Genomic DNA, 24923 nt, shown 5'->3' with positions numbered 1-24923 from the left:
AAAAATGGGTGTCATGCTGAGCCAGTCGAAGCATAGCGGGTAGGGCCTCTGCGCGCGACCCTTCGACAGGCTCAGGGTGACAGCCCCTCCACACCAAATGTCATCTCACCTTTATAAATCCCGATTTTCTCTCACTCAGGATGACAATAAGCGCAATAAAGCACAACTTATCCCCTCTCTGTTTGTAAGGATAACGCCTTGTTTCTGTCATTATTGCTCTTAAAAAAATATACTTTAAAAACAGCATTTTGATCCTTTTTACCTTATACTTTTGGTTATACATCCCTCCAAAACCATCAGTATGAACGCCGAAAACAAGCTCAGCCAAGCCATAAAATCACACGCATATGCATTAGATTTTCAGGATATTGACAGGTCAATGCTCATGATAGCCGGAGGCAAAGGTGCTAATCTGGGTGAACTATCACGGATCAAAGAGATACAGGTACCGGAAGGCTTTTGTATTACTACCAAAGCTTATAAAAAAGCTACCGAGAACAACCTCGGGCTTAACCGTTTGTTGGATGAACTGATGCATTTAAAGGCAGAAGAAAGAGAAAGTATCAGCCGGATAAGCGCGAAAATCCGCACAGCAATCGAAAATACCCCCATTACTGAAGACATAGCAGAAGAGATTACAAACCATCTCGCAAAGTTTGATGAAAAACAAGCCTTTGCCGTACGGTCGAGTGCTACGGCGGAAGATCTGCCGTCGGCCTCATTTGCAGGCCAGCAGGATACCTATCTTAATATTATTGGCAAGGATGCCATCCTGAAACATATCAGCAAATGCTGGGCATCATTGTTTACCGACAGGGCGGTAGTTTATCGTATTCAAAACGGTTTCGATCATCATAAGGTTTACTTAGCTGTTGTTGTTCAAAAAATGGTTTTCCCGCAGGCAGCCGGAATTTTGTTCACCGCCGATCCGGTTACCGGTAACAGAAAAACCGTATCTATCGATGCCGGCTTCGGGCTTGGCGAGGCCATGGTTTCAGGTCTGGTGAATGCAGATAATTATAAAGTACGCACCGGAGAGATCATCGATAAGAAAATCCCCGCTAAAAAGATGGCCATTTATGCTTTGAAAGATGGAGGCACAAAAGAACAGCAGCTTGAGCCCGAGATGCAAACCAGGCAGGTGCTTACAGATGAGCAGATTTTACAGCTTGAGCACATTGGCAGAAAGCTTGAAGAACATTTTGGCAATCCGCAGGATATTGAATGGTGTTTGGCCGGCGATACTTTTTACATTGTTCAAAGCAGGCCCATCACTACTTTATACCCGGTTCCCGAAGCCAATGATCATGAAAACCACGTTTACATATCTGTAGGCCATCAACAAATGATGACCGATGCCATGAAGCCATTAGGGCTATCTTTATGGCAGCTGACAGCTGTACGGCAGATGTACAAAGCGGGCGGAAGGTTGTTTGTTGACGTTGCAAACAGTCTGGCTTCTGCCGCCGGCAGGGAAGCATTATTGAATGCCATGGGTCAGCACGACCCGCTGATAAAAGATGCGATCATGACGTTGGTACAACGTGGAGATTTCATAAAACTAATCCCAGATGAAGAACACGTCCCCGCCAAAAGCGCTACCGTTATGCCCCCTTCGGCTCCCATAGAAAATGATCCGGAAATTGCTGCTAACCTGATCAGGCAAAGCCAGGCATCGATAGAAGCACTAAAACAAAACATACAAACCCAATCGGGGACTGATCTGTTCGATTTTATCCTGGAAGATCAGCAGGAGCTAAGAAAAAGCCTTTTTACCCCGCAAAGCATGGCGGCAATCATGGCCTCCATGAATGCTTCCATATGGATCAATGAAAAAATGAAGGAATGGTTGGGCGAAACAAATGCTGCAGATACACTCGCTCAATCTGTACCAAACAACATCACTTCAGAAATGGGACTTGAATTGCTGGATGTTGCGGATGTGATCCGTCCATACCCCGAAGTAATTGATTATTTACAGCAGGCAAAGGAAGATAACTTTTTGGATGAACTGGTATCGTTTACCGGCGGTGAGGAAAGCCGCGATGCGATCATCTCCTTTCTTAACAAATACGGGATGCGCTGCGCCGGCGAAATAGATATTACTAAAATACGCTGGAGCGAAAAACCAACTATCCTGCTTCCCATGATCCTCAATAATATCAAAAATTTTGCCCCCGGTGAAGCTGCCCGGAAATTTGAACTTGGCCGACACGAAGCTTTGAGAAAAGAACAGGAACTACTGGATAAATTAAATCGATTACCCGATGGCAAACAAAAAGCTGAAGAAACGAAACAAAAGATAGGCCTGCTCCGCAATTTTGCCGGGTATCGTGAATATCCTAAATATGGCATTGTTAGCCGCAGCTTTGTTTATAAACAGGCACTGCTAAAGGAAGCCGAAAAGCTGGTACAAGCCGGCCTGATCCATGAAAAAGAGGATATCTATTATCTCCAATTTGATGAGCTGCGCGAAGTAGTACGCACAGGTGAGCTGGATTACCAGATTATCAGCCGACGAAAAGATGAACATAGATTACATGAAAAACTAAACCCGCCTCGTGTTATCACTTCCAACGGCGAAATTATCGTGGGCAGGTATCAACGGGAGGCTATTCCTGCGGACGCTATCATAGGCCTGCCCGTATCTGCCGGAATCATTGAGGGCCGGGCGCGCGTGATCCTAAACATGGAAGATGCTGATCTGGGAGATGAAGATATTTTAGTCACCAGATTTACCGACCCCAGTTGGACACCATTATTTGTATCTATAAAAGGACTGATAACCGAAGTCGGCGGACTGATGACCCACGGCGCAGTTATAGCACGAGAATATGGCTTACCGGCCGTTGTTGGGGTGGAGAATGCTGTAAACCTGATCAGGGATGGGCAGAGGATCAGGGTAAACGGAACAGATGGGTATGTAGAGATACTGTAGATTGGCCCTATTTAATTAAGCGTTGCCTTAGCACGCCCTGCCATCAATTTGCATCCTTAAAGTTTAAATATTATTTTAGTAGCACCTTATCATGCGATTAAAAAGGCTACTTTTTTTATTCTTTATACTTTCGGGCCTTAGGGGATATGCCCAGGATGTTGAATTTCATGTGAACTCACACCTACTACCTGGTAAAAACATTTTAAAAGCAAAGCGGGACTTTAACGACCCCTACCTATGGGTGCTTGCACAAGGCAACGAGGTTTATCGCATAAACAGTACTACGCTTGCTGTCGACGACTATACCAGTCAATTTGCGGCTTATAATAATCTTAAATTTATTGACATTGCCGGTCGCAGTAAAGATACCGTATTCATTGCCACAAAATCGGCTAATGTTATTGAATACAAGAAAGGCCCTGTTAAAGTAATAGGAACTGCAGATGGCATTATTACAGAAGTCAATTCTGTAGGGATGCCTAAGGCTAACTCTGTTTTTTCTGATACACATTCATTACTTATCGGCTCGGATCATGGGTTTTATACTTATGACATGATCAATGAAAGAGTAACTGTTAATGAACAACAGAATGCTGCCAGTCAGGTTTACGAAGCAACATATCGCGATCTTACTTATAAAGACAGCTCGGCTTATTACATTTATCCGGATTGGGACGGAAGAAAATACGTACCTGTTTTTTCACATGGTGAAACAACGATATTCGGACATTTTGCAGCTGAAAGTGATGTTATTGGGCATAAAATCAACACCGCTTATGAAGCATGGGCTTCCATGTATGATTATGATATGCGTGTTAGTCTTTCGGCTATTTTTTGGGGTACCCGCAATGGCATGTTTCAGTTCAACGGAGATCAAAGCTATTTCATAAACCGCGATTACGGACATTACCTCGATGGGATTAATGTGAATAAAATAACAACTATGTTTGGGCTTACAGCCTTTGGCAGTGGTTGGTGGTTTGGAGATGGGAGGCTTATTAAACAAACTATGTTGATTGGAACTGATAAAGGTTTTTACTTTAGCAATTCCATTTATCAGCGCTATGATCCGCAATTGCCAGGGTTAAAACAGGTAACGTTGTTTCATTTTGCGCCTCTGGGTAACACTGTTATTAATGATATATGTGTAAATACCGTATCAAAACAAGAACCCGTTTGTGATGACGGCGTGTGGGTGGCGGCACACGATGGTCTTTATCTCCTTAAGCCTGATTATGGCAAATACCTTACCGCGCAATCAATAAATGCTGTACAATTTGACGGCCAGGATGCTTCAATTTCAGAAATGCAAATCTGTTCGGGCAGCAACGTAACGGCTTCTGTTAACACTACAGTTTACAGTGGCCATACTATACAATGGTACAAGGATGGCAATGAATTACCAGGCGAAAGCAGCAATAAACTTGTTATAACCTCTGCAGGTAACTATAGTGCCGTAGTATACGATCCTTGCGAAAATCTTCATCTTAACACGAATGAACTCAAGGTAACGGTCATTACAAGCCCTGTTGTAACGCTTAATTATCCTGATGAAAATTTTTATTGTAATGGAAGCAGCGCAACATTCAAAGTTGATAACAACCCCAACTACCAATACCGCTGGTATACCGATGGGGTTTTAAACGGTAATACTACAAACAGTATAACTACAAATCAAGGTGGCAGTTATAAAGTAGAAGCAAGCGCTTGTTCGGGTGTTTGGGTTGCTTCAAATACTATTAAAGCCGAATTTATAAGTTTGCCAACCCCTGTACTGCAAGCCAACAAACCCTCCTACTGCATTGACGATCAGGCCATAATTTCCACCAATATTCAGGCCGATCCTGCTTATACCATCAATTGGTATCGCGACGGGGCGCAACTTATCAGTTATACCAACCAAACAAGTTTAACTAATGTAATAGCCGGTAATTATCAGGTTAATGTTGCCAGCAATAAAATAAACTGTACATCAACCTCTTCAATATTGCCCATTGTATTTAACCCTCTTCCAACAATTGAACTTGAAAAAATTGTAACAACTACCCTTTGCAGCGGGCAATCGGTAGATCTTCAGGCCACAATTTCCAGTGGTAATATTAAATGGTCGACAGGTGAGACAACAAGCCGTATCAGCGTTAAAACGCCCGGTGATTATACCGCTTTAGTTACCTCTACCGCGGGCTGTACCGATAGCAAGAGCATCAACGTGCAATTTTTCAGCAACCCGGTCTTAAACCTGCAGGATGCAACCTTGTGCACGTTCAATCAGGAGCAGGTTACCTTAAATGCCCCCACTGGTTTCAAAAAATATTTATGGAACGGGAACCCCGGAAGCAATACATTTACAACCGGTGCGCTTGGAAAGGTTGAGCTTACAGTAACAGACCAAAATGACTGCACGGCTACCCAATTCATAAATATCACCAGTCATTGTACAGATATTAAGATGGCCAACACATTTACTCCCAATGCCGACGGAGCAAACGACACCTGGGTGATTGAAGGTCTTGACGCAAGCTCTACTGTAAAAGTTTATAATCGTTATGGCAGTATAGTATTTAATAGCCGTGGTTACTCTGAGCCATGGGACGGCACCTATAAAGGGAGTAAACTTCCAACTGGCACATATTATTTTATCATTAATGCTAAAACCGGCACCCAGGTTTTAAGCGGTTGGGTAAGCATTATTTATTAGCGAATAATAACTATGCTCCTTCGCCAATCATAATTGTTCAATTTGAAGTTCCGGGCATTTAATCCCGGATTGCCGAATATTGCTGAAATAAGTTTATTGCATTTACATCTCAATTTGCATAGCTTTAGTTAACCAACTATAACCCAACCACACATGTTTCCTCACTTTAAAGAACGCATCAGCTTAGGCTCTCTTGAGATCAATTTTTTGTTTGATGGCGATGATACAGATGACACCCTCGTACAGTTTGAGCTGGTAGTTCCGCCTGGTGCAAAAGTACCAGCACCTCATTTTCATGTTGATGTAGACGAAACGCTGTATATACTGGAAGGGGCGCTTACACAATTGATAGGCACAGAAATGCGGGAGCTACAACCGGGCGATCATTGCTTTATAAAAAGGGGAACTATTCATGGTTTTAATAATCTGCACGATAAAACAGCAAGGGCACTCTGCACGCTTTCTCCGGCATCTATCGGCCCGGCATATTTCCGCGAAATTGCAGCAGTGATCAATGCCGGTGGTCCGCCGGATATGCAAAAGCTCCTAACCATCATGAAAGGTCACGGGCTTGAACCGGTGAAACCCGCATAGGCCGCTACCCAAATCACGATTTAAAATCGGCAGATATAGTAACCGGCTTCCATTGTTCCAGCTCGGCAGTCATTATGCCAAGCTTTTCAGAAGCCCGTTTATAGGCATCCTCGCCCAAATAAAGATGGAGCGGTGGTTCTGTCATTTCTGTAAGGCCGATCATGATCTCCGATGCCTTTTCAGGATCGCCGGGTTGTTTGCCATCGGCGGCGAGGTAGCGCTGCTGGGCATTTTTAACTGCATGATACCCTTCAATATGGCTTTCGGTAAAAGCCAATGAGCCTGCAGTAAGAAATCCCGTACGGAAACCAGATGGTTCAACCACCGTTACTTTGATACCAAACTCTTTAAGATCAAGGGCCAGCACTTCCGAAAATGCGGCAATGGCAGCTTTAGTAGCCGAATAAACCGACCAGCCCGGTGCGCCTACAAAACCCGCTACCGAACCTATATTGATAATATATCCAGAACTTTGACTACGCATAACAGGCAGCACCGCCTTGGTTACATCAATCGCCGCCAACACATTAACACTGAAAATATCTTGAATCTTTTGCCGTTCGGTTTCTTCAACTGTACCGGCCATGCCATAACCGGCATTGTTGACCAATACATCAATTTGTCCAAAAGCCTTGAGTGTTTCACGGATGGATTCTTCTATACAATCCGGGTTGCTCAAATCAACAGCCAAAGGCAAAAACCTGTCTGTATCAATGATCCCTACTGCTTGTTTCAGGGATTGCGCGTTACGTGACGTTGCAACTACGCGATGGCCTTTTTCTAATAGCTTTTTTACAAGGGTAAGTCCCAATCCCTGGGAGGCCCCGGTTACATACCATACTTTTGATGAGTTCATGGTTTGATTTTTTTTAAGCATGAGCCATCCGGCCCGCGTTTCAGCAGCCCATAAACTCACACTGATAATTACTTATCTATAAACTTGTTTTTATGCCAGGTTTGAGGATCTTAAGCTGTCCGCCAATCCCAAGTGCATTAAATGATTGCTGCAACATCTCCCCTGTTTCGGTATAATGCGACCATCCCTCAAAATGCACCGGTATAATCGTAGCATCAGGAAAGGCAAAGGCGGTGTCAATAGCATCATTAGTACCCATAGTTACATTAAACGGGCCGCGGGGTTTGGCTGCACCGGCAAATATGAATACATATTGCGGTTTAAACTTTTCTGCAACCTCTTTCACCCCGTCATAAAACACGGTATCGCCGGTAAAATAAATTTGAAGCCCTTTCACGGTTACAATAAAGCCCGTTACATCGCCGGTAAGTTTTTCGCTGCCTGCAGGGCCATGCCTTGCAGGTGTACCGGTTATCACCACTTCATCATTTAACCGGATACTTTCCCAGGGTGAAAGGCCTATGATGTTGCCGCCTAATCTTTTGGCTCCTATTTTAGTTGTTAATGTTTTATCAACCTGCTTCAGCAACTCCCGCCCTGCATTATCGAGGTTATCACCGTGTTGGTCATGGCTTAGCAAAACCACATCTATTTTACCAATCTCGGTAGTAGCCGGGCCTTCGGTTTTATGGTAGGCGGGCTTATCATTGATCATGAATTGCTCACCGGCCGGGTCAAGTGTTGGGTCGGTCATAAGCCTTAAACCACCGATCTCTAAAATAACGGTAGGGCCGCCCAGGTAGGTTACATTAACTTCATTTTTCATGGGTTCATGATTTTGGTAGTATCTTCAATTATGGATTGCATCAAGTCGGCAGCCTTTTTATGTTTCAATATCGGCGCTATCTGCCCACCCCAGAATAAAATCATATCCCATTTTTGCTGTTCAAGCGCGGCTTTTCTTAATGGGGCCATAAAGGTTGTTTGTAATGGAAATGGTAAAAAACCCGCTTCTTTACCAATCAGATCTTTGGCTACCCGGCTGGTAATACCACGGCCAAGCCTGCCGGTAAACGCGCGGGATAAAGTGGTATACTTAGCCGCATCCGAAAAAAGCATTTGCCTGTGGATTGGAAGCGCGCCCGATTCATCACAGGCTAAAAATGCAGTGCCTATTTGCGCTGCATCAGCGCCCAGCGTTAAGGCAGCGGCTACTCCCCTGCCATTGGCAATGCCGCCTGCCGCAATAACCGGGGTTTTAATTTTGTCTTTGATCAGCTGCAGCAATACAAAAGTGCCGGTAGTTGATGCTTCTGCCGGGGCAAGGAACGATGGCCTGTGACCACCGGCTTCAAAGCCCGATGCGATGATCATATCTACGCCGGTAGCTTCTAAAGCAATGGCCTCATCCAGTGTAGTAGCCGCACCAACGGTGACAATGCCTAACCTGCGACATTGCTCCATGATGTCGGCGGGCAATGTGCCAAACATAAAACTGAAAACTTTTGGGCGCAGGTCAAGAATAGCTTGCAACTGATTTTCAAACCGCAACTTAAATGGCGCCGGTTTTGGCGGTATCGGGATTCCGGCCTCATCAAAATATGGCTTAAACAGTTGCGATGCATGTTCATACTGTTCATCAGTGGCTTCGCCATTGGGCGCATCGGTTTCCGAAACCCATAGGTTGATATTATACGGCTTGTTGGTTGCCGCCCTGATCTGTTTATCAACCTCAACAATTTCAGGCGCGCTGAGGGTATACGCCCCATAACCACCCAAACCGCCGGCATTTGATACCGCGGCCACCAATTCGGCCGACGATAGATTGCCGCCAAAAGGCCCCTGCATAATCGGATAATCTATGCCCAGTATCTCTGTTGCTTTTGTGTTATACCACATGATTTTATTATTATTTGCTTGTATCGCTGATCATTTTATTTACGATGAGCCACTTACCGTCAATTTTATGAAACGATAAAAACTCATAGTAGTTAAAATCATACATTTTCACCGTTACTTCGGCAACGGCAATTGAGTTTACTGTTTTAACAAAAATAATCTTCCCTTCAAACGGTTTACCCGAATCTTTAGGACTTTGCCTGTTTTTTACACCGTCCAGATAAACATCTAATGTTTTTGCATAGGGTTGTCCTTTCACATCGCCAAAAAGCAGGGTGCCGGTATTCATCACCTGTTTTAACAAATCCACATCACCTTCATAAATCCCTTTGAAGTAGTAAGTTTCAAGCGCCTGTTCAATGGCTGCTTTGTCTTGATTGTTAGTTTCCATTTTGCTTTTGCTTTGTGCCTTTATGCCCTGCAACGTGCAGAGCATAAAAGCTGTTAATAAAAGGGTTTTCATCTTAATTTAAGTTACGGCCTGCAGCGGTGCCACCGTCAACATTGATAATGGCGCCGGTAATAAAATTGCTTTTGGCAACAGAGTAAGCCATTTGTGCAATATCTTCAACTTCGCCAACACGGTTTAACAAGTGTAAGCCTGCAGTTTGATCGGCATTGTCGCCGTGCATTGGCGTACGGATAGTACCTGGCGCAATGGTATTTACCCTGATGTTATCTTTACCAAATTCGCCGGCCAGTTGTATAGTAAGCGCATGTACCGCTCCTTTTGAAGCCATTTGGGCTGTAATAGGAACCCCGCTAAGCGCATGGTTAACCAAGGGTGTGCCTATGTTAATCACTACGCCATCATGCTGTTTAATCATTTGAGGGATTACCGCCTGGGTAGTAAAGTAAGTACCCTTAAGATTGGTATCTAAAAAACGATCGAGGTATGCCTCATCAACCTCAAGGAACGGCCTTGTTTCGAAAATCCCGGCATTATTGATCAATACATCAACGCCGCCAAATTTATTAATAGCTGTTTGGGCCAACTTTTCGCCTGTTGCTTTATCACTTACACTACCTGCAACCATGGCCAGGTTTTCGCCTGCGCCAAGTTCCTGGTAAACGGCTTCCAGTTTATCGGCTGTTGTTGAATTGATTACTACATTATCGCCCATTTCTAAAAAATGACGGGCTATTTCTTTACCGATACCGGATGATGCCCCGGTAACGATTATTGTTTGCTTTTTCATTGTTTTACTTCTTATCGGCAGTGATGCCTTTTTCTCTTAGTACTGATACCTGTTCGCCTGCATATCCCCAATCATCCAACTCAACTTCACTGATCACCACGTGGGTTAAATGCGGATCTTTGTTCAGGGTATTGACAATCAAATCGGTTACGCCCTTTATCAGGGTTTGTTTCTGCTCGCGGGTAACACCTTCGCGGGTCAGTTCAATTTTTACGTATGGCATGGCTTTGGTTTTTAAGCAAAAGCTGTTTATCAAACAGCTTTTGCGGTTATGTTTACATTAAGGTCAAAATCGTTGTAGATCAGGGTATCGCCCAGGTCTTTAAAAAAGTTTCCTGAACGGAACCTCATGCCGTATTTAGTACGGTCAACCACAACTTTACCGGTTGCGCTAACAGTATCAGCGGCGGCAGTAACCTGTGCGTCAAAACTTACGGAATGAGTAATCCCTTTTATAGTCAGATCTCCGGTGATACCATAAGCATCATTGCTCTCTTTGTTGATAGCGGTAACCACAAATTGAGCTTCAGGATAATTTTCAGAATTAAAAAAGTCGTCAGAAGCGAGGTGACCTGCAAACTGGGCATTGGTAGCCGGGTCAGCTATGTCAAGTATTTTAATAGAGGTGGTGTCGATAGCGAATTTACCGCCTGTTAGCTGTCCATCTGCAAAAGTTAAAGAACCTTCTTTTATAGCGATGGTACCATTGTGTGCGCCTGTAACTTTACGACCAATCCAGTCGATATTACTTTTTGCGCTGATGATTTCAAATTTTTGAGTTTCCATTTTGTTATGTCTTTAATGACAATACAAAGTTGCGTACTAACCGCCCGGAAACTGTGTGACCTACATCACAATCGAAACACCGTCCTGTTTATGTGATGTACGTCACATTTTAAGAATGGTATAAGCGACTCAATGTTTCTCTTGAAACACCCAAATACGAGGCGATTAACTGTTTTGGAACTATATTATACAGTGTTGGATATTGCGCCAATAACTCTTCATAACGATGTTTGGCATCATTATTCATGAATGATAGCAGCCTTTTTTGTGTAGCCACATAGCCTTTATTGGTACGCCAGCGAAAGAAGTGTTCGCCCTCATGGATTTCTTTGCAAAGCTTTTCACGGTCCTGGCTGGTGAGACAAAGTACTTCGGCATCTGTAATACAATCAACGTTAACTGTAGCGCGGTCGCCGCTATAAAGCGCATTGTAATCCGAAGCCCACCAGGTAGGCATGGCAAACTGCAGGATGAACATTTTCATGTCATCATTAATAAAAAACGATTTCAAATAGCCCGAAAGTACAAAATACTCACAGTCTACTTTATCGCCTTCCCCTATTATAGTTTGCCCTTTTTTAAATTTTTTGTAGGTAAAATGCGAAAAGAAATAATCGAACTGATCGTCGGTTAATGTGATGGTCTTACTTACGTGTTCTTTTAAAATTTCTTTTGGTTGCATGATATAATAAAATAACTACAAAACTTAATTTGGATAAGGAAAGTCAATACTTAACTTTCTCGTTTATACGGTTTCCGCTTATTTTAGTTTCGTTATTTCACAAAACAACAGGTTCAATTGGCAAGTATAAAATTAACTCAAATATGAGCTAATACAAGCATCCGGCAGATAAAAAAGTTACTTTTACCATAGCATGAAAAAACTGACTGATATTTTGCTGCTTGGCGATGAACGCCTGTACCAGGTTTGCGATCCTGTGCTACAAGAAGAACTGCCACTGCTAAGCGGCTGGATTGCCGACATGCACAATGTAATGCAGGAAATAAGGCAGAAATACAACTTTGGCCGGGCAATAGCAGCTCCGCAACTGGGTATCATGAAACGCCTTGTTTACATGAACATTGATAAGCCGGTAGTTTTTATTAATCCTGAAATACAGGATGCCAGCGACGAACTCTTTGAGCTTTGGGACGATTGCATGAGCTTTCCGAACCTGCTGGTAAAAGTTAAAAGACATAAAACCATTACGGTAAATTATCTCGATGAAAACTGGCAACAGCAACAGTGGATAATGAACGATGCCCTGTCTGAACTGATGCAGCACGAGCATGACCATTTAAATGGCATTTTATGTACCATGCGCGCCATCGATAGCATGTCGTTTAAATGGCGTCCATAATAAATCTTTCGGATAAAGCTAATTCTGTAATTGAAAATCACTTTTAGCTTTGGGCTTTCGCGTTCAGCTTTCAGCTTAAATAATAAATATTAAAACACCTGTAACGTATAGGGGTAAAGGAGGGTCATAGCTGTATCACATTAAAACCCCTTTTATGAAAAATTATATTTTACTCCTTCTGCTTGCCGGGCAAACTGCTGTGGCGGCAGCGCAGGATGGCGATAGCCGTTCATTATACCTCACCAAATCATTAGCCAATGATGCTATTACCAGTGCTGTAGTACGTACATCGGCCGGCGGTATTGTAGTTAGCGGCCAACCGGGACAGGCCCCGCGGGTGGAAGTTTACATTAAAGGCAATAACGGCAGCGAACTTTCAAAAGAAGAGATCAAAAAACGCCTTGATAAAGATTATACACTCGATATATCTGTTAGCGGACATGAGGTTAAGGCCATTGCCAAAAGCAAACGCCAAAGCTTTTTTAACTGGAGAAGCTCACTAAGCATCTCGTTCCGCATTTATGTACCGCAACAATGCTCAACCGACCTGGAAACCAGTGGCGGCGGCATTGGCCTTGATAACTTAAAAGGTAACGAAAAGTTCAGCACCAGCGGAGGAGGTTTACAAATTGACAGGCTTTATGGCACCATTCGCGGTAATACTTCGGGTGGCGGAATTCATGTTTCAAACTCCGGCGAAGACATCTCATTGGAAACCAGCGGCGGCGGTATTGAGGCCAAAAACTGCAGCGGAAAAATCAGACTTGAAACCAGCGGCGGTGGCATCACTTTAGAAAACCTAAAAGGCACTATCAATGCCGAAACCAGCGGTGGCGGGGTTAATGGCAATAATATCAGCGGCGAGCTCATTACCAGTACATCAGGCGGCAGCATCGACCTTAAACGCATGGCAGGCAGCGTTAGTGCCGAAACAAGCGGCGGTGGCTTGTATGCCCAGATGCTTAAAGTTGGCAAATACCTTAAATTTGAATCAAGCGCAGGTAATGTTGATATCGAACTTCCGCAAAACCAGGGCTATGATCTCGACCTGCGTGGTGAAGGTGTATCACCATCATCTGTTGCTAAATTTAACGGACAATGGGAAAAGGAACGGGTTAACGGCAAATACAACGGCGGCGGTATCCCGGTTAAAGCTGAAGCATCTGGCGGCAGCGTTAATATTAAATTCCGGTAAGCAATTACTTCTGTATAGTAAAAAGCTCCGGTTTCACAGGCAGGAGCTTTTTTGTTTTTATTAGTGGCTGGTTAAATCAGGTATTGTTTTTTTCAACGTAGAGACGCATTACATGCGTCTCCCGTAGGACAAGCAGCCTATAACCATTTTGCTGCCGTAATTTACAAGCAGGAGACGCATGTGATGCGTCTCTACAATTAAAACAACCAATATAAACGGCTTCTTAGATCTTCTTCTTTCCGGCCAGAGCCACCAATCCCAATACCGGCCCTACGGCCAGTATCAGATAAATATATCGTTCGTTTTCAACTGTCCGCAAAGCAGTGATGAGTTGAATACTTACAATGGTAATGGCAAAGCCAATGCAATTAACAATAGTGAGCGCAGTCCCTTTTAATTGCTGATCGGCATTTTGTGCAACCAGGGTTGAAAACAATGGCGAATCGGCAATAACAGCAATACTCCAAACCAATAAAAACACTATTAATATCCACGCCGAACCGGCAAACAAAAACAGCGGCGATACTAAACAGCAGATACATGAAATTGCCAATGCTAACACTGCCACATTTTTCACCCCCTTATATTGAGACAGGGTACCGCTACCCGCACAGGCCAGTGCCCCAACGCCAATAATAAGGAAGGATAATAGTGGCACATTTAAATCAGCTTCAGTATACCGGGTATTATAGGCGCTTAATATGACCGGTACAAAAGCCCAAAAGGCATAAAGTTCCCACATGTGCCCGAAGTAACCAAAAGCCGCTGCCCTGAATTGTTTGTTACCGAAACTTTTAACAAACGCCGCCGGATTCAGCGCCGATCCCTGTTTTCTCCCTGCGCCATCGGGCACAAGCAATACCATGGCGCATCCGCCCAAAGCAGCTAATACCGAAGTTGACAATATAACGTAACGCCAGGGCAATGCCGACATTAAACTTTTAAGCAGATGCGGAAATGACGTACCTAACACCAAAGCGCCAACCAAAAAACCCAATGCTTTTCCTAATCCCTGCGGATAATGATCGGAGGCTATTTTCATGCCTACCGGGTAAATCCCTGCCAGGAAAAAACCTGTGGAATATCTTAATATCAGCATGGTAGTAGCGTCCGTACCCGGTAAGCACGCCAACCCGTTGATAAAAGCGGCAATAAGTGCACAAATAAAAAACACACGTGCCGACGAAAATCTGTCGGCAATACTCAGGATGGCAAAAACAAGGGTTCCGGTAATAAAACCAAGCTGAACCGCGCTTGTCAGGTAAGCCAGATATGATGGTTCAAGCTGCAATTGTTTAGCAATATCGCCCATAACCGCGTTGCCTGCAAACCACAGCGAGGTACAAAAAAACTGGGAAAGTACAATTACAGGGAGGATACGTTTCATTGGTTTAGCCTTGCTTTAAGGCGCACAATAATAGTTATAAACTATGCTTTAAGAAAGTCGCTCTTTTTGACCCTTTCATTTCAGCAGGAGAACCGCAGGTATTCGGAAAATGAAATTGTCGCTCTTTTTTAAATGATAAAAAAGCATGTCATTGCGAGCGCAGCGTGGCAATCTCGTAGTCAATGCATGACCGATATCCATAGCTACGGGGTTGCTTCATTGACGACTCCTATTATAAAAGCGATTTCATTTGCGTTTTTATTTCCTGTTATATTGCTCTCATAAAAATATGTATCTTGAGTTTCAAAACTAAACCTAATCCCATCACCACTACCAATGGACAAGCAACAAATTACCGACCAGATAAAATGGATGATTGCCGATGGCAATACCGACCATGAAATTGAGGCTTTGTTGGTTGGAGAAGGGGTTACACGTGCCGAGGCAAAGCGTACAGTTGCAATAATCAAACATGAATTGTTTCCAGATGAATATCCTGAATTTATTGAGCCCGATAAGCGTCGAAATTATTGGTGGCCTGCTTTATTAAGCATCGCTGTTATCCTGGGAGCTTTATATTACTGGCATCAACATAAATTAAATATAGCCGAAAGAGAAATAACCCCTGCCGATATGATCCTGTTGATGAAAGCAGGGCCCGGCGTTTATACTACCGAACTTAATAAAATCAACAAGGGATGGGCTTTTGACCAGGATAAAGACCGGTGGGAAAATAAAAAACGAAAAACAGCCCTCGCTGTCAGGATGGAACAACTCCTGTACATGTGCCCGGCATTACATGACCGTTCATTCCAGGACTATCTTGAAAATCACGACTTCAGAGACATCGTTTACTCAAAACCCGGAAGCAAGATTTATCAAAACAATGAATTCATGTTTACCATCCAAACCAACGACAGTTATACTATGATTTCGCTGGCCTACCGGTAAATTGTCCAATACATCTTCAACTCCTTTTCCATCGATTGTAAAAAGCATAAAATTTGCCTTGCACTTTTACAGTTGCCCAACAACAAGCTTTTTACAAAACACTAAAATTTAAAAACCCTTAACCCTTTATTAACAAAGTCAATTTGTTTGCGGCAAGCAAAAAGCTGATAATCAGCTTAAAATAGCACATTTTAAAAAAGCAACACCAATTTTAATTAATAGATAAGTTAACTCCGTATTTATTTCCTGATAATAAAACAACCGTTGCTTTGCAGCAATTTATCGCCCGCCTATGCTCAACTTAGGCAGCTATTAAAAGGGGTTATCATTAATTAAAAACTATGGAAAAAAACTACAGATCTATTCTTAGATTATGGCAAAGATCGGGTAAATCGATTTGCCTTTTTATGCTGATGCTTGTGGCCTCATCAGCGGCCTTCGCGCAGCAACGTACAATCAGAGGTACTGTTACCGACGAAAGCAACCTGCCGTTACCTGGGGTAGTAGTAACGGTAAAAAGTACAGGAAAAGCCACTTCAACTTCCGCCAATGGTATTTACCAGGTTGTTGTAAGCGGTTCGGACGATGTAATTAAATTTACTTTTTTAGGTTCGTTGCCGAAAGAAGTAACCATCGGCGACAAAAAAGTTGTTAACGTTACCATGGTTACCGACACCAAACAACTTAAAGATGTTGTGGTTATCGGTTACGGTACCGCAAGCCGTAAGGACGTAACAGGCGCTATCACTTCGGTTAAAGCAGAAGATTTTAACGCCGGTGTACTAACTACTCCTGCCGAATTACTACAAGGTAAAGTGGCCGGTTTAAACATCACTAAAAGCGGTGACCCTAACAAACAACCAGCCACCATTTTAAGGGGACCATCAACATTGCGTGAAGGTGCTGCTCAGCAACCATTTTATGTAATTGACGGTGTACCGGGCGCATCTATTGACCTTTTAGCTCCGGCTGATATCGAGAGCATCGACGTATTGAAAGATGCATCTTCAACCGCTATTTACGGTTCACGTGCGGCTAATGGTGTAATCATTGTTACTACCCGCAGGGCTAAAGCCGGCCAAACCCGTTTAACTTACAGCGCTTATGCTGCTGTTGAAAACGTATCAAAAAACATCGATGTGCTTACAGGCGATGAACTGCGTAAATATTTAACCGACAACGGCGTACCTAAATTAAGCGCAGCCGACGATGACGGTTCAAATACCAACTGGCAAAAACTTGCCGAAAGAACCGGCTATTCACAAAACCACAACCTTTCATACGGTGGCGCAGGTACCAATTCAGAGTATGGTGCAAGTGTAAACTACATGAAAAACAATGGTATCCTGAATAATACCAGCCTTGAGCGTACTATTTACAAGGGCTATATCAATCAGCGCTTTTTTAATGATCGTTTAAAATTGGGTATCACGCTTACTAACAGCGCTACTAAAAACAACGACATTTTCCAAAGCCAGGTATTATCAGGTATTTTATTCTACCTGCCAACAGTTAGCCCTTATAATGCCGATGGTACTTATAAAGAAAACTACAGCCGTACAGGTAGCGGTCCTTTAAACCCGTTGTCATTAATCAACAACAACTTTACCAGGACAGAGAACAACAAAACCCTGATCAATGGCTTTGCATCTTTGGACATTTTGAAAGGTTTAAAGTTCACCGTATCCGGATCAACCCAAAAAGAACAAAATAACGTTAACACCTACTCTACCAGTCAATCGGGTATTTATGTTAATGCCGGTGGTGTAGCTGTACGCAGTGCCTATACCAATACCAGCAACGTTGTTGAAGCTTACTTTAACTATGATCGTGTTTTCGGTAAACACTCACTGAAATTATTAGGAGGTTACTCTTACCAGCAGGACCGTAATAATGATGGCTTTGGCGTACAAACACAAGGCTTTTCAAATGATGCCTTAACTTATAACTACCTGGCGTTGTCAAACCCAACCCAGCTTTCACAGATAGTTTTCAACCCTAACTACATCTCAACATTGAGGTTCGTATCATTCTACGCTCGTGGTCAGTACGAATTTTCAGATAAATACCTGCTACAGGCTTCATTAAGGGAAGACGGTTCATCGGCATTTGGTATTAACCAGCGTCATGGTTACTTCCCGGCTGCTTCTGCGGGCTGGAAGCTCATCAACGAAGATTTCATCAAATCGATCCCTGTAATTAGCGACCTGAAATTAAGGGCTGGTTACGGTGTATCTGGTAACAGCTTAGGTTTCGATGCTTTTACTGCACGTTTAATTTACGGTGTGCCTCCGGGTGGTGGTAAATTTTTGAGCAATGGTAACATTGTTAACCCTATTGGCCCGGTACGTAACGATAACCCGGACCTGAAATGGGAAAGCACTGCTACTACCAACATCGGCTTGGACTTTGGTTTGTTTAACAACCGCTTAACCGGTTCGGTAGATTACTATATCAAAAAAACATCCGACCTGATCTATACTTACCCGGTATCAACCACCCTGTATTTTTATCCGTTTTACACTGCTAACGTAGGTAAAATCAAAAACAGCGGTATAGAGGTTGTTTTAAACGCGGTTCCTGTAAAATCACAGGCCTTTACATGGCGTACTTCATTCAACGTTTCGCATAACAAAAACGTTGTTCAAAGCTTATCAAACAGCCAGTTCGGTCTTAACTTTATTCAAACTGCACAGTTAGGTGGTAAAGGTCAATCGGGCAACTACAGCCAGATCATACAACCGGGCTATGCTATCGGTACGTTTGACCTGTGGCATTATTTAGGTAAAAACGCTAACGGCGTAAGTACCTATGAAAAAGCCGACGGATCAACAACTGCTACACAACCACTTACTACAGATCAGTTTATTAAATATGATGCACAGCCTAAATTGATTTATGGCTGGAGCAACAGTTTCTTTTATAAAGGCTTCGACTTAAACTTCCTGGTACGTGGTGTTTATGGCAACAAGATCCTGAATGCAACCCTTGCTTCATTGAATAACCCTGCCGACTCAAAGTTGCAAAACATCCCAAGGTTTACTTTAGGCGAATCATTTAAGGATATCAATGCATACCTGATCTCTGATCGTTTCCTTGAAAGCGGTTCATACCTGCGTTTGGATAACGCTACTTTAGGTTACACCATTAAACCGCATATCCAGGCTATTAAAAGCCTGCGCTTCTATGCTTCGGGCAATAACATTTTCATCATCACCAAATACCGCGGTGTTGATCCTGAAGTTAACATCGGCGGCTTAACCCCGGGTATTGATAACCGCGATTTTTATCCTAAAACACGCACGTTCAGCTTAGGTATAACTGCACAATTCTAATAAACTCAGAAAGACAAAAGATGAAAAAGATATTTTTAGCATGTGCCGCTTTCGCTACCATGATTGGCACATATTCATGTACAAAATTAGATGTACCTGTTGAATCACAATACGTAAAATCAAACTTCCCAACTACCGATGCCGATTATACTGCATTGTTGGGTACTATTTATTCAAACCTTTCGTCAAGCTACGCAGTGCCTTACTGGCGTATGCAGGATATGTCGACAGATGAGGCTATCCTACCTGCCCGTGACGGTAACTTTGACGACGGTGGCCAATACCGCCAGTTACACTACCACACCTGGACTTTTGACCACCCTAACGTTATCAGCGTATGGCAATGGGGCTTTGGCGGTATCAATACCTGTAACCGTATCATTACCGTTATCAATGCATCATCATCAACAGCGGCAAAAAAGGCATCTTCAATTGCCGAGGTTAGAGCAATGCGCGCCCTGTACCTTTATTTCATGATGGATTTGTATGGCAACGTACCAATCATTACCGATTTCCCGGTAACTACACAACCTGCCAATCAGCCTCGTGCTAAAGTATACGAGTTTATTGAAAGCGAGTTAAAAGCTGTTTTACCTTTATTACCGGCCAAAAGCAGCAACGCTGCAACAAACGTATCTCAATACGGCCGTCCAACAAAAGGCATGGTGTTTGCCCTGCTCGCAAAAATGTACCTTAACTCGGGTGTATACATTAACTCAAACCGCTACCAGGAAACTGTAGCCATGTGTGATAGTGTTCAAAACAATACCAACTATTTCCTGGATGCTAAATTCCGCGACATATTTTTACCAACAAATGGTCCGCAGATCAATGAAACTATCTTCGCAGTTCCTTATGATCAGCAGATTCCGGGTAACCAGTTCACCCGTTTTGGTTTCTTTTATTACCTGGCCCAGGCATACGGCTTTAACGTAGGTTTAAGTATTGCCATGAGCACTACCCCTGAGTTTTATAACCGCTTTAACATCCCTGGCGATGACCGCACTAAAACATGGTTGGCCGGTCCGCAATATTACCCTGATGGCAATGGCGGCTTTACCAGTCAGCCGGTTTACTACCCTACCGGCACCGCGGGCGTTCCGGCAAACACACAGATCAACATCAAACCCGATCTGATACTTACCGGTTTAAAACCAATGGACTTAGGTAACGATGTACTTAACGCACAATCTGAAGGTGTACGTTCAATCAAATACTACCCGGATGTTAATATCATCCAGGCTACGCGTTTAAACAGTAACGACGTACCGGTATTCCGTTTGGCTGATATTTACCTGATGAAGGCCGAAGCCATTTTACGCGGCGCTACTCCAACAACTATAAACGGCGACTTCCAATCTCCGCTTACCCTGGTAAATAAATTACGTACCCGTGCCCATGCGCAGGTTGCTACCTCTATCGATTTAGATGGGTTACTGGACGAACGTGCTCGTGAACTTTCATGGGAAGCATGGCGTCGTAATGACCTGATCCGTTATGGATTGTTTGAAAAGGAATATCCGCTGCCGGTTGCAGGTGGTAAAACGGATGACCTGAAAATGAACACCGATCCAACCCGCAGGTTGTACCCAATTCCATCTACCGAATTAAAAACCAACCCTAACCTGAAACAAAACCCAGGTTATTAATAAAACCATTTTTATAAGGCGCAAAAGAACAATCTTTTGCGCCTTTTTTGTTAAACAATAAAACCAATTAAACAATGAAACTTATAGGCGGATTACTTGCCGGTATTGTTCTCACCGTATCAACGCTTACGAACGATAACGACAATCAAACCATCAACCATTTCCAGGTAATAGGGTCACATAACAGCTATAAACAGGCTATTGATCCTAAACTGTTCCATTTTTTGCAAAAGCGCGATTCTGTTGGCATGAGCAAGATCGATTATGAGCATATCAGCCTTAGCGATCAGCTTAACTTAGGCCTCAACGCTTTGGAAATAGATGTTTATGCCGATACCAAGGGCGGCAAATATGCGCATCCAAAAGGTTTGGATTGGGTACCTGGCCAACCGGCATTTGACACCAGGGGCGTAATGAAGGAACCTGGTTTTAAGGTTTTCCATATTGAGGATATTGATTTCCGCAGCAACTGCGCTACTTTTAAGCTTTGCCTGCAGGAGTTGAAAAAATGGAGCGATGAGCACCCGGATCATAACCCGATCTATATCACCATGAACGCCAAAGACGAAGCCTCAGATAAACCGGGCTTCACCGTTCCCGAGAAATTTACAGCAAAAACTTTTGCCGATCTGGATAAGGCAATATTGGATAACCTTGGTAAACAATATTTAATTACACCAGATGATGTACGCGGTACATACAAAACCCTTGAAGCCGCAGTATTGCATAACAACTGGCCAACTTTAAAAGCAGCCAAAGGCAAATTCATTTTTATTCTTGATGAAAAAGGTGAAAAAAGGGCTGCCTATATCGCTGGGCATCCATCGTTGAAAGGCCGTGTATTATTTGCCGACGCACAACCCGGCACACCCGAAGCAGCCATCCACATCATGAACGACGCTAAAAAGGACCTGGCAGCAATTCAGAAACTGGTTAAGAAAGGCTACATTATCCGTACCCGTGCCGACTCGGATACAGAAGAGGCCCGTGCAAATGATATGAGCTCATTTATAGCAGCGCAAAAATCAGGCGCACAGATCATCAGTACCGATTATTATAAAAAAAGCACCCACTTTAAATCTGATTATGTGATCAGTTTTGCAGGAGGCAATTATTTTAAGCCCGATCCGCTGTTTAAAACAACAGCTTCGGCTTCGGTAGGTAAGTAAACCATAAAACTACACATATAAAAAACGGCCCGGGTTTTAAACCCGGGCCGTTTTTGTTTTATACGGTCATGGTACTTGTTGTCGGATCAATGATCGCTTTAACTTCGGCAATGCTGGTTACCGGGAAGCCTCCTTTCAAGGCATGTTCGCGCACAACATCTTCACTTTCGGCAATGTGGATGCAGTAGATCTTATCGGCAGTAACAAACGACTGGATCCAATGATATGGTTTACCCAATTCATTCACAACCGAGCATGATGCCTGTGAAATTGCCTGCAATTCTTCGGGCGACAGGTTTCCGGCACCCGGCAACTCCCGTTCAATAACAAATTTTTTCATGGGAAATAATTTAGGGTTAGTAATTGGTTTATCTCTATCAGTTAAGTGACGGCTAAAGGGCACCATCCAATCGCCATAACAATATCTTAATCAAAGATATAGATAAAAAATCGCTATAATACATAACGTCTATATCAATATTGCTTAATGCTAAATATTAACTTTATTTAAGTACTTTTATATCTATTTGAAATGGGAACATCCATTTTAACCAGGTTGATGTGTTAATTATCCAGCAACCGGTTCTTGCCAATTTAAACTGTTTACTTAACCTGTTATGCTTTTGCAATACACACCTATTAGTGCCGTAAAAAGCTGTTTATTTATGCTGATGATCTTTTCGGCAGGGTTATTTTCTTCATGCGGGGAATCGTCTCATGAACAGATGGTCAGGATCCTGGATAACGAAGGTAAACGGACATTTAGCAGACTTAACTCAAACTGCCCCGAAGCTCAGCTACTGCACTGCGATTCGGACCTGCGTACGGTAACAGATCAGGGCAACATCAATTTCCTGAACTATGCAAAAGCATCATTACTGGTGAGGGTTGGGCAGGAAGAAAAAGCAGCATCTATTTATCAAAACCTGCTCGATAGGATGGACCCGGCAGTGAGCAAACAAATGCTCCCGGAGGTGGCTATTGCCTACATGCGCGTTGGCGAACGTACCAATTGCATGCTTAATCATACCGGGTCATCATGTGTATTTCCAATCAAAGATGAAGGTATACATGTAATTAAAACAGGATCAACCAAAGCTATCGAAGTTTATGAGCAAATCCTAAAACAAAACCCTGATGATCTGGAATCAAGGTGGCTGCTAAACATTGCTTTTATGACTTTGGGCAAATATCCGCAGGAAGTACCGCATGATTTACTCATCCCCAATCTCAATGTCGATACCGGTTATAAAGTAAAACCTTTTGTTGATGCCAGTCCCAGTCTTAACTTAAGCGTTAATAATAAGGCCGGAGGCACTATTGCCGATGATTTTGACGGCGATGGTTATATCGATATCATCACATCGGGCATGGGCTTTGATGATGTAATGCATTACTTCAGGAATAATAAAGATGGCACTTTTACTGATATTGCAGCAACCAGCGGCCTAAAGGGAATAACCGGCGGCCTCAACATTCAGCAAACCGACTACAATAATGATGGCCGGCCCGACATTTTTGTTTTGCGTGGCGCCTGGCTTGATAAGGGGTTCGGCAATCAGCCAAGCTCCCTGCTCCGCAACAATGGCGATGGTACTTTCACAGATGTAACAATACCCATGGGGCTTCTTTTTTATCACTCAACCCAAACTGCTACCTGGGCCGATTTTAACGGCGATGGCTGGCTTGATGTTTTCATAGGTTATGAAAGCAAAACGCCAGAGGATGTTGAAAAGTGCGCCTTATACATCAACGATCATGGTAACGGCTTTATAAACGTGGCCGAGCAAGCTCATTGCGATGTTTTTGGCTTTATTAAAGGTGTTACCTCCGGCGATTATGATAACGATGGCAAGCCCGATATTTTTGTATCCTGTATCGACGGAAAAAAATTCCTGCTTCATAATATCACACAGCCCGGCCAAAACGTAAACTTCGAAAACGTAACCGATAAAGCAGGTTTTGCAGGCAATGTAAGCGCAACCTTTGGCACCTGGTTTTTTGACTACAATAACGACGGCTATCTTGACCTTGTGGCATGTAACTTTAATTTTAAAAGCTATACCACCACCCTTGGCTACTTTGCCGCCGCTGAAGCTTTAGGCAAGCCGGTAAAAGGGGCTGGCAATATCTTCCTGTTCAGGAACAACAAAAACGGCACCTTTACAGATATTACAGACGAAGCCGGGCTCACCAAAGTGGTGTTTGCCATGGGCTGTAACTTTGGCGATATCGATAATGATGGCTACCCCGACATGTATTTCGGTACCGGGAACCCCGATTTCCGTTCGCTGGTACCTAATAAGCTTTTCCGTAACATGGATGGCAAACGTTTTGCCGATGTAACCACATCGGCCAGGGTTGGCAACCTGCAAAAAGGCCACGGTGTTGCCTTTGCCGATTTCAGGAATGTTGGCAAACAGGATATTTACGAAGAAATGGGTGGCACCTTTAACGGTGACTCATATGCCAACCCGCTGTATGTAAACCCCGGCCAAAACAATAACAATTGGATAAGCCTGAAACTGGAAGGCACCAAAGCCAACAAAGCAGCCATTGGTAGCCGTATTAAGTTAACCTTTATTGAAAATGGTGTAAAACGCAGCGTTTATAAAGATGTAAACTCGGGCGGCAGTTTCGGCTCATCGCCACTGCAACAAGAAATAGGCATAGGCCAGGCCAAATCAATTGCCGAAATAGAGATAAAATGGGCCGGAACTGCAGAAAAGCAATATTTCAGAAACATAACACCCAACCAGTTTTTACACATAACCGAAGGCGATAACACCCCTCACCCCATAAAATTAAAACCGCTTGAATTTAAAATTAAACCAGGAACAACGGTTTGCCTCCCGGTTTCACTAACCGCGCAGGTTAAAAACTAAAACCCCGCCTGACCTTACATC

20 protein-coding genes are annotated in these 24923 nt (G+C 43.4%); 10 read left to right on the top strand and 10 right to left on the bottom strand.

What is annotated here, in order from left to right:
- The first annotated feature begins 301 nt into the window (after positions 1 to 301).
- The 3 genes from ppsA (at position 302) to BMX50_RS33920 (ending at position 6230) form a co-directional block, all read left to right on the top strand.
- A complete protein-coding gene (gene ppsA / locus BMX50_RS33930) occupies positions 302 to 2938 on the top strand; it encodes a phosphoenolpyruvate synthase (protein WP_091222747.1) in 2637 nt (878 codons plus the stop codon).
- A 91-nt stretch (positions 2939 to 3029) separates the two neighbouring features.
- Positions 3030 to 5636: a T9SS type B sorting domain-containing protein gene (locus BMX50_RS33925; RefSeq protein ID WP_091222744.1), complete on the top strand. Its 2607-nt coding sequence runs from the start codon at positions 3030 to 3032 to the stop codon at positions 5634 to 5636.
- A 153-nt stretch (positions 5637 to 5789) separates the two neighbouring features.
- Positions 5790 to 6230, top strand: a complete 441-nt coding sequence (locus BMX50_RS33920) for a cupin domain-containing protein (protein WP_091222741.1) — start codon at positions 5790 to 5792, stop codon at positions 6228 to 6230.
- Between the two features lie 13 nt (positions 6231 to 6243).
- Here BMX50_RS33920 and BMX50_RS33915 read toward each other — a convergent pair whose 3' ends face one another.
- The 8 genes from BMX50_RS33915 to BMX50_RS33880 all read right to left on the bottom strand — a co-directional run bounded on the left by BMX50_RS33915 (position 6244) and on the right by BMX50_RS33880 (position 11652).
- Entirely contained in the window at positions 6244 to 7086 is an 843-nt protein-coding gene (locus BMX50_RS33915) for an SDR family NAD(P)-dependent oxidoreductase (RefSeq protein ID WP_091222771.1), read from the bottom strand.
- A gap of 76 nt (positions 7087 to 7162) precedes the next feature.
- Entirely contained in the window at positions 7163 to 7912 is a 750-nt protein-coding gene (locus BMX50_RS33910) for an MBL fold metallo-hydrolase (RefSeq protein WP_091222737.1), read from the bottom strand.
- Positions 7909 to 8985 (bottom strand): NAD(P)H-dependent flavin oxidoreductase, encoded by a 1077-nt coding sequence (locus BMX50_RS33905; protein WP_091222732.1) that lies wholly within the window; start codon positions 8983 to 8985, stop codon positions 7909 to 7911. The genes BMX50_RS33910 and BMX50_RS33905 overlap by 4 nt, the downstream gene beginning before the upstream one ends.
- A 10-nt stretch (positions 8986 to 8995) precedes the next feature.
- Complete coding sequence (locus tag BMX50_RS33900) at positions 8996 to 9448, bottom strand: nuclear transport factor 2 family protein (RefSeq protein WP_091222729.1); 453 nt, start codon at positions 9446 to 9448, stop codon at positions 8996 to 8998.
- A gap of 1 nt (position 9449) precedes the next feature.
- Positions 9450 to 10184, bottom strand: coding sequence for an SDR family NAD(P)-dependent oxidoreductase (locus tag BMX50_RS33895; protein ID WP_091222726.1), 735 nt, complete (start codon positions 10182 to 10184; stop codon positions 9450 to 9452).
- Between the two features lie 4 nt (positions 10185 to 10188).
- Complete coding sequence (locus BMX50_RS33890; protein ID WP_091222767.1) at positions 10189 to 10407, bottom strand: tautomerase family protein; 219 nt, start codon at positions 10405 to 10407, stop codon at positions 10189 to 10191.
- Between the two features lie 29 nt (positions 10408 to 10436).
- Positions 10437 to 10970 carry a YceI family protein gene (locus BMX50_RS33885; protein WP_091222721.1) on the bottom strand — a complete coding sequence of 178 codons (534 nt, stop codon included), beginning with the start codon at positions 10968 to 10970 and terminating at the stop codon, positions 10437 to 10439.
- A 109-nt stretch (positions 10971 to 11079) separates the two neighbouring features.
- Positions 11080 to 11652 (bottom strand): Crp/Fnr family transcriptional regulator, encoded by a 573-nt coding sequence (locus BMX50_RS33880; protein WP_091222718.1) that lies wholly within the window; start codon positions 11650 to 11652, stop codon positions 11080 to 11082.
- Positions 11653 to 11845: 193 nt separating this feature from the next.
- Here BMX50_RS33880 and BMX50_RS33875 point away from each other — a divergent pair, with 193 nt between their 5' ends.
- Complete coding sequence (locus BMX50_RS33875; protein WP_091222715.1) at positions 11846 to 12331, top strand: peptide deformylase; 486 nt, start codon at positions 11846 to 11848, stop codon at positions 12329 to 12331.
- 154 nt (positions 12332 to 12485) lie between these two features.
- Positions 12486 to 13526: a DUF4097 family beta strand repeat-containing protein gene (locus BMX50_RS33870; RefSeq protein ID WP_091222711.1), complete on the top strand. Its 1041-nt coding sequence runs from the start codon at positions 12486 to 12488 to the stop codon at positions 13524 to 13526.
- 223 nt (positions 13527 to 13749) lie between these two features.
- Here BMX50_RS33870 and BMX50_RS33865 read toward each other — a convergent pair whose 3' ends face one another.
- Positions 13750 to 14913: an MFS transporter gene (locus tag BMX50_RS33865; protein WP_091222707.1), complete on the bottom strand. Its 1164-nt coding sequence runs from the start codon at positions 14911 to 14913 to the stop codon at positions 13750 to 13752.
- Positions 14914 to 15249: 336 nt separating this feature from the next.
- Between BMX50_RS33865 and BMX50_RS33860 the strand changes: the two genes are divergently transcribed.
- From BMX50_RS33860 to BMX50_RS33845, 4 genes are all read left to right on the top strand, one after another.
- Complete coding sequence (locus tag BMX50_RS33860; RefSeq protein ID WP_091222703.1) at positions 15250 to 15864, top strand: hypothetical protein; 615 nt, start codon at positions 15250 to 15252, stop codon at positions 15862 to 15864.
- A 341-nt stretch (positions 15865 to 16205) separates the two neighbouring features.
- Positions 16206 to 19199 (top strand): SusC/RagA family TonB-linked outer membrane protein, encoded by a 2994-nt coding sequence (locus BMX50_RS33855; RefSeq protein WP_091222699.1) that lies wholly within the window; start codon positions 16206 to 16208, stop codon positions 19197 to 19199.
- A gap of 20 nt (positions 19200 to 19219) precedes the next feature.
- Positions 19220 to 20848, top strand: coding sequence for a RagB/SusD family nutrient uptake outer membrane protein (locus BMX50_RS33850; protein WP_091222695.1), 1629 nt, complete (start codon positions 19220 to 19222; stop codon positions 20846 to 20848).
- Positions 20849 to 20922: 74 nt separating this feature from the next.
- Positions 20923 to 22017, top strand: a complete 1095-nt coding sequence (locus BMX50_RS33845; protein ID WP_091222692.1) for a phosphatidylinositol-specific phospholipase C1-like protein — start codon at positions 20923 to 20925, stop codon at positions 22015 to 22017.
- Positions 22018 to 22075: 58 nt separating this feature from the next.
- Here BMX50_RS33845 and BMX50_RS33840 read toward each other — a convergent pair whose 3' ends face one another.
- Positions 22076 to 22357, bottom strand: coding sequence for a DUF4242 domain-containing protein (locus BMX50_RS33840; protein WP_091222764.1), 282 nt, complete (start codon positions 22355 to 22357; stop codon positions 22076 to 22078).
- Between the two features lie 277 nt (positions 22358 to 22634).
- Between BMX50_RS33840 and BMX50_RS33835 the strand changes: the two genes are divergently transcribed.
- A complete protein-coding gene (locus tag BMX50_RS33835; RefSeq protein WP_091222689.1) occupies positions 22635 to 24902 on the top strand; it encodes a CRTAC1 family protein in 2268 nt (755 codons plus the stop codon).
- Positions 24903 to 24923 lie beyond the last annotated feature (21 nt).

This window comes from Mucilaginibacter gossypiicola (assembly GCF_900110105.1).
GTDB classification, from domain to species: Bacteria; Bacteroidota; Bacteroidia; order Sphingobacteriales; family Sphingobacteriaceae; genus Mucilaginibacter; species Mucilaginibacter gossypiicola.
The sequence above is the reverse complement of the archived record's forward strand: the minus strand, read 5'-3'. Positions and strand labels throughout refer to the sequence as shown.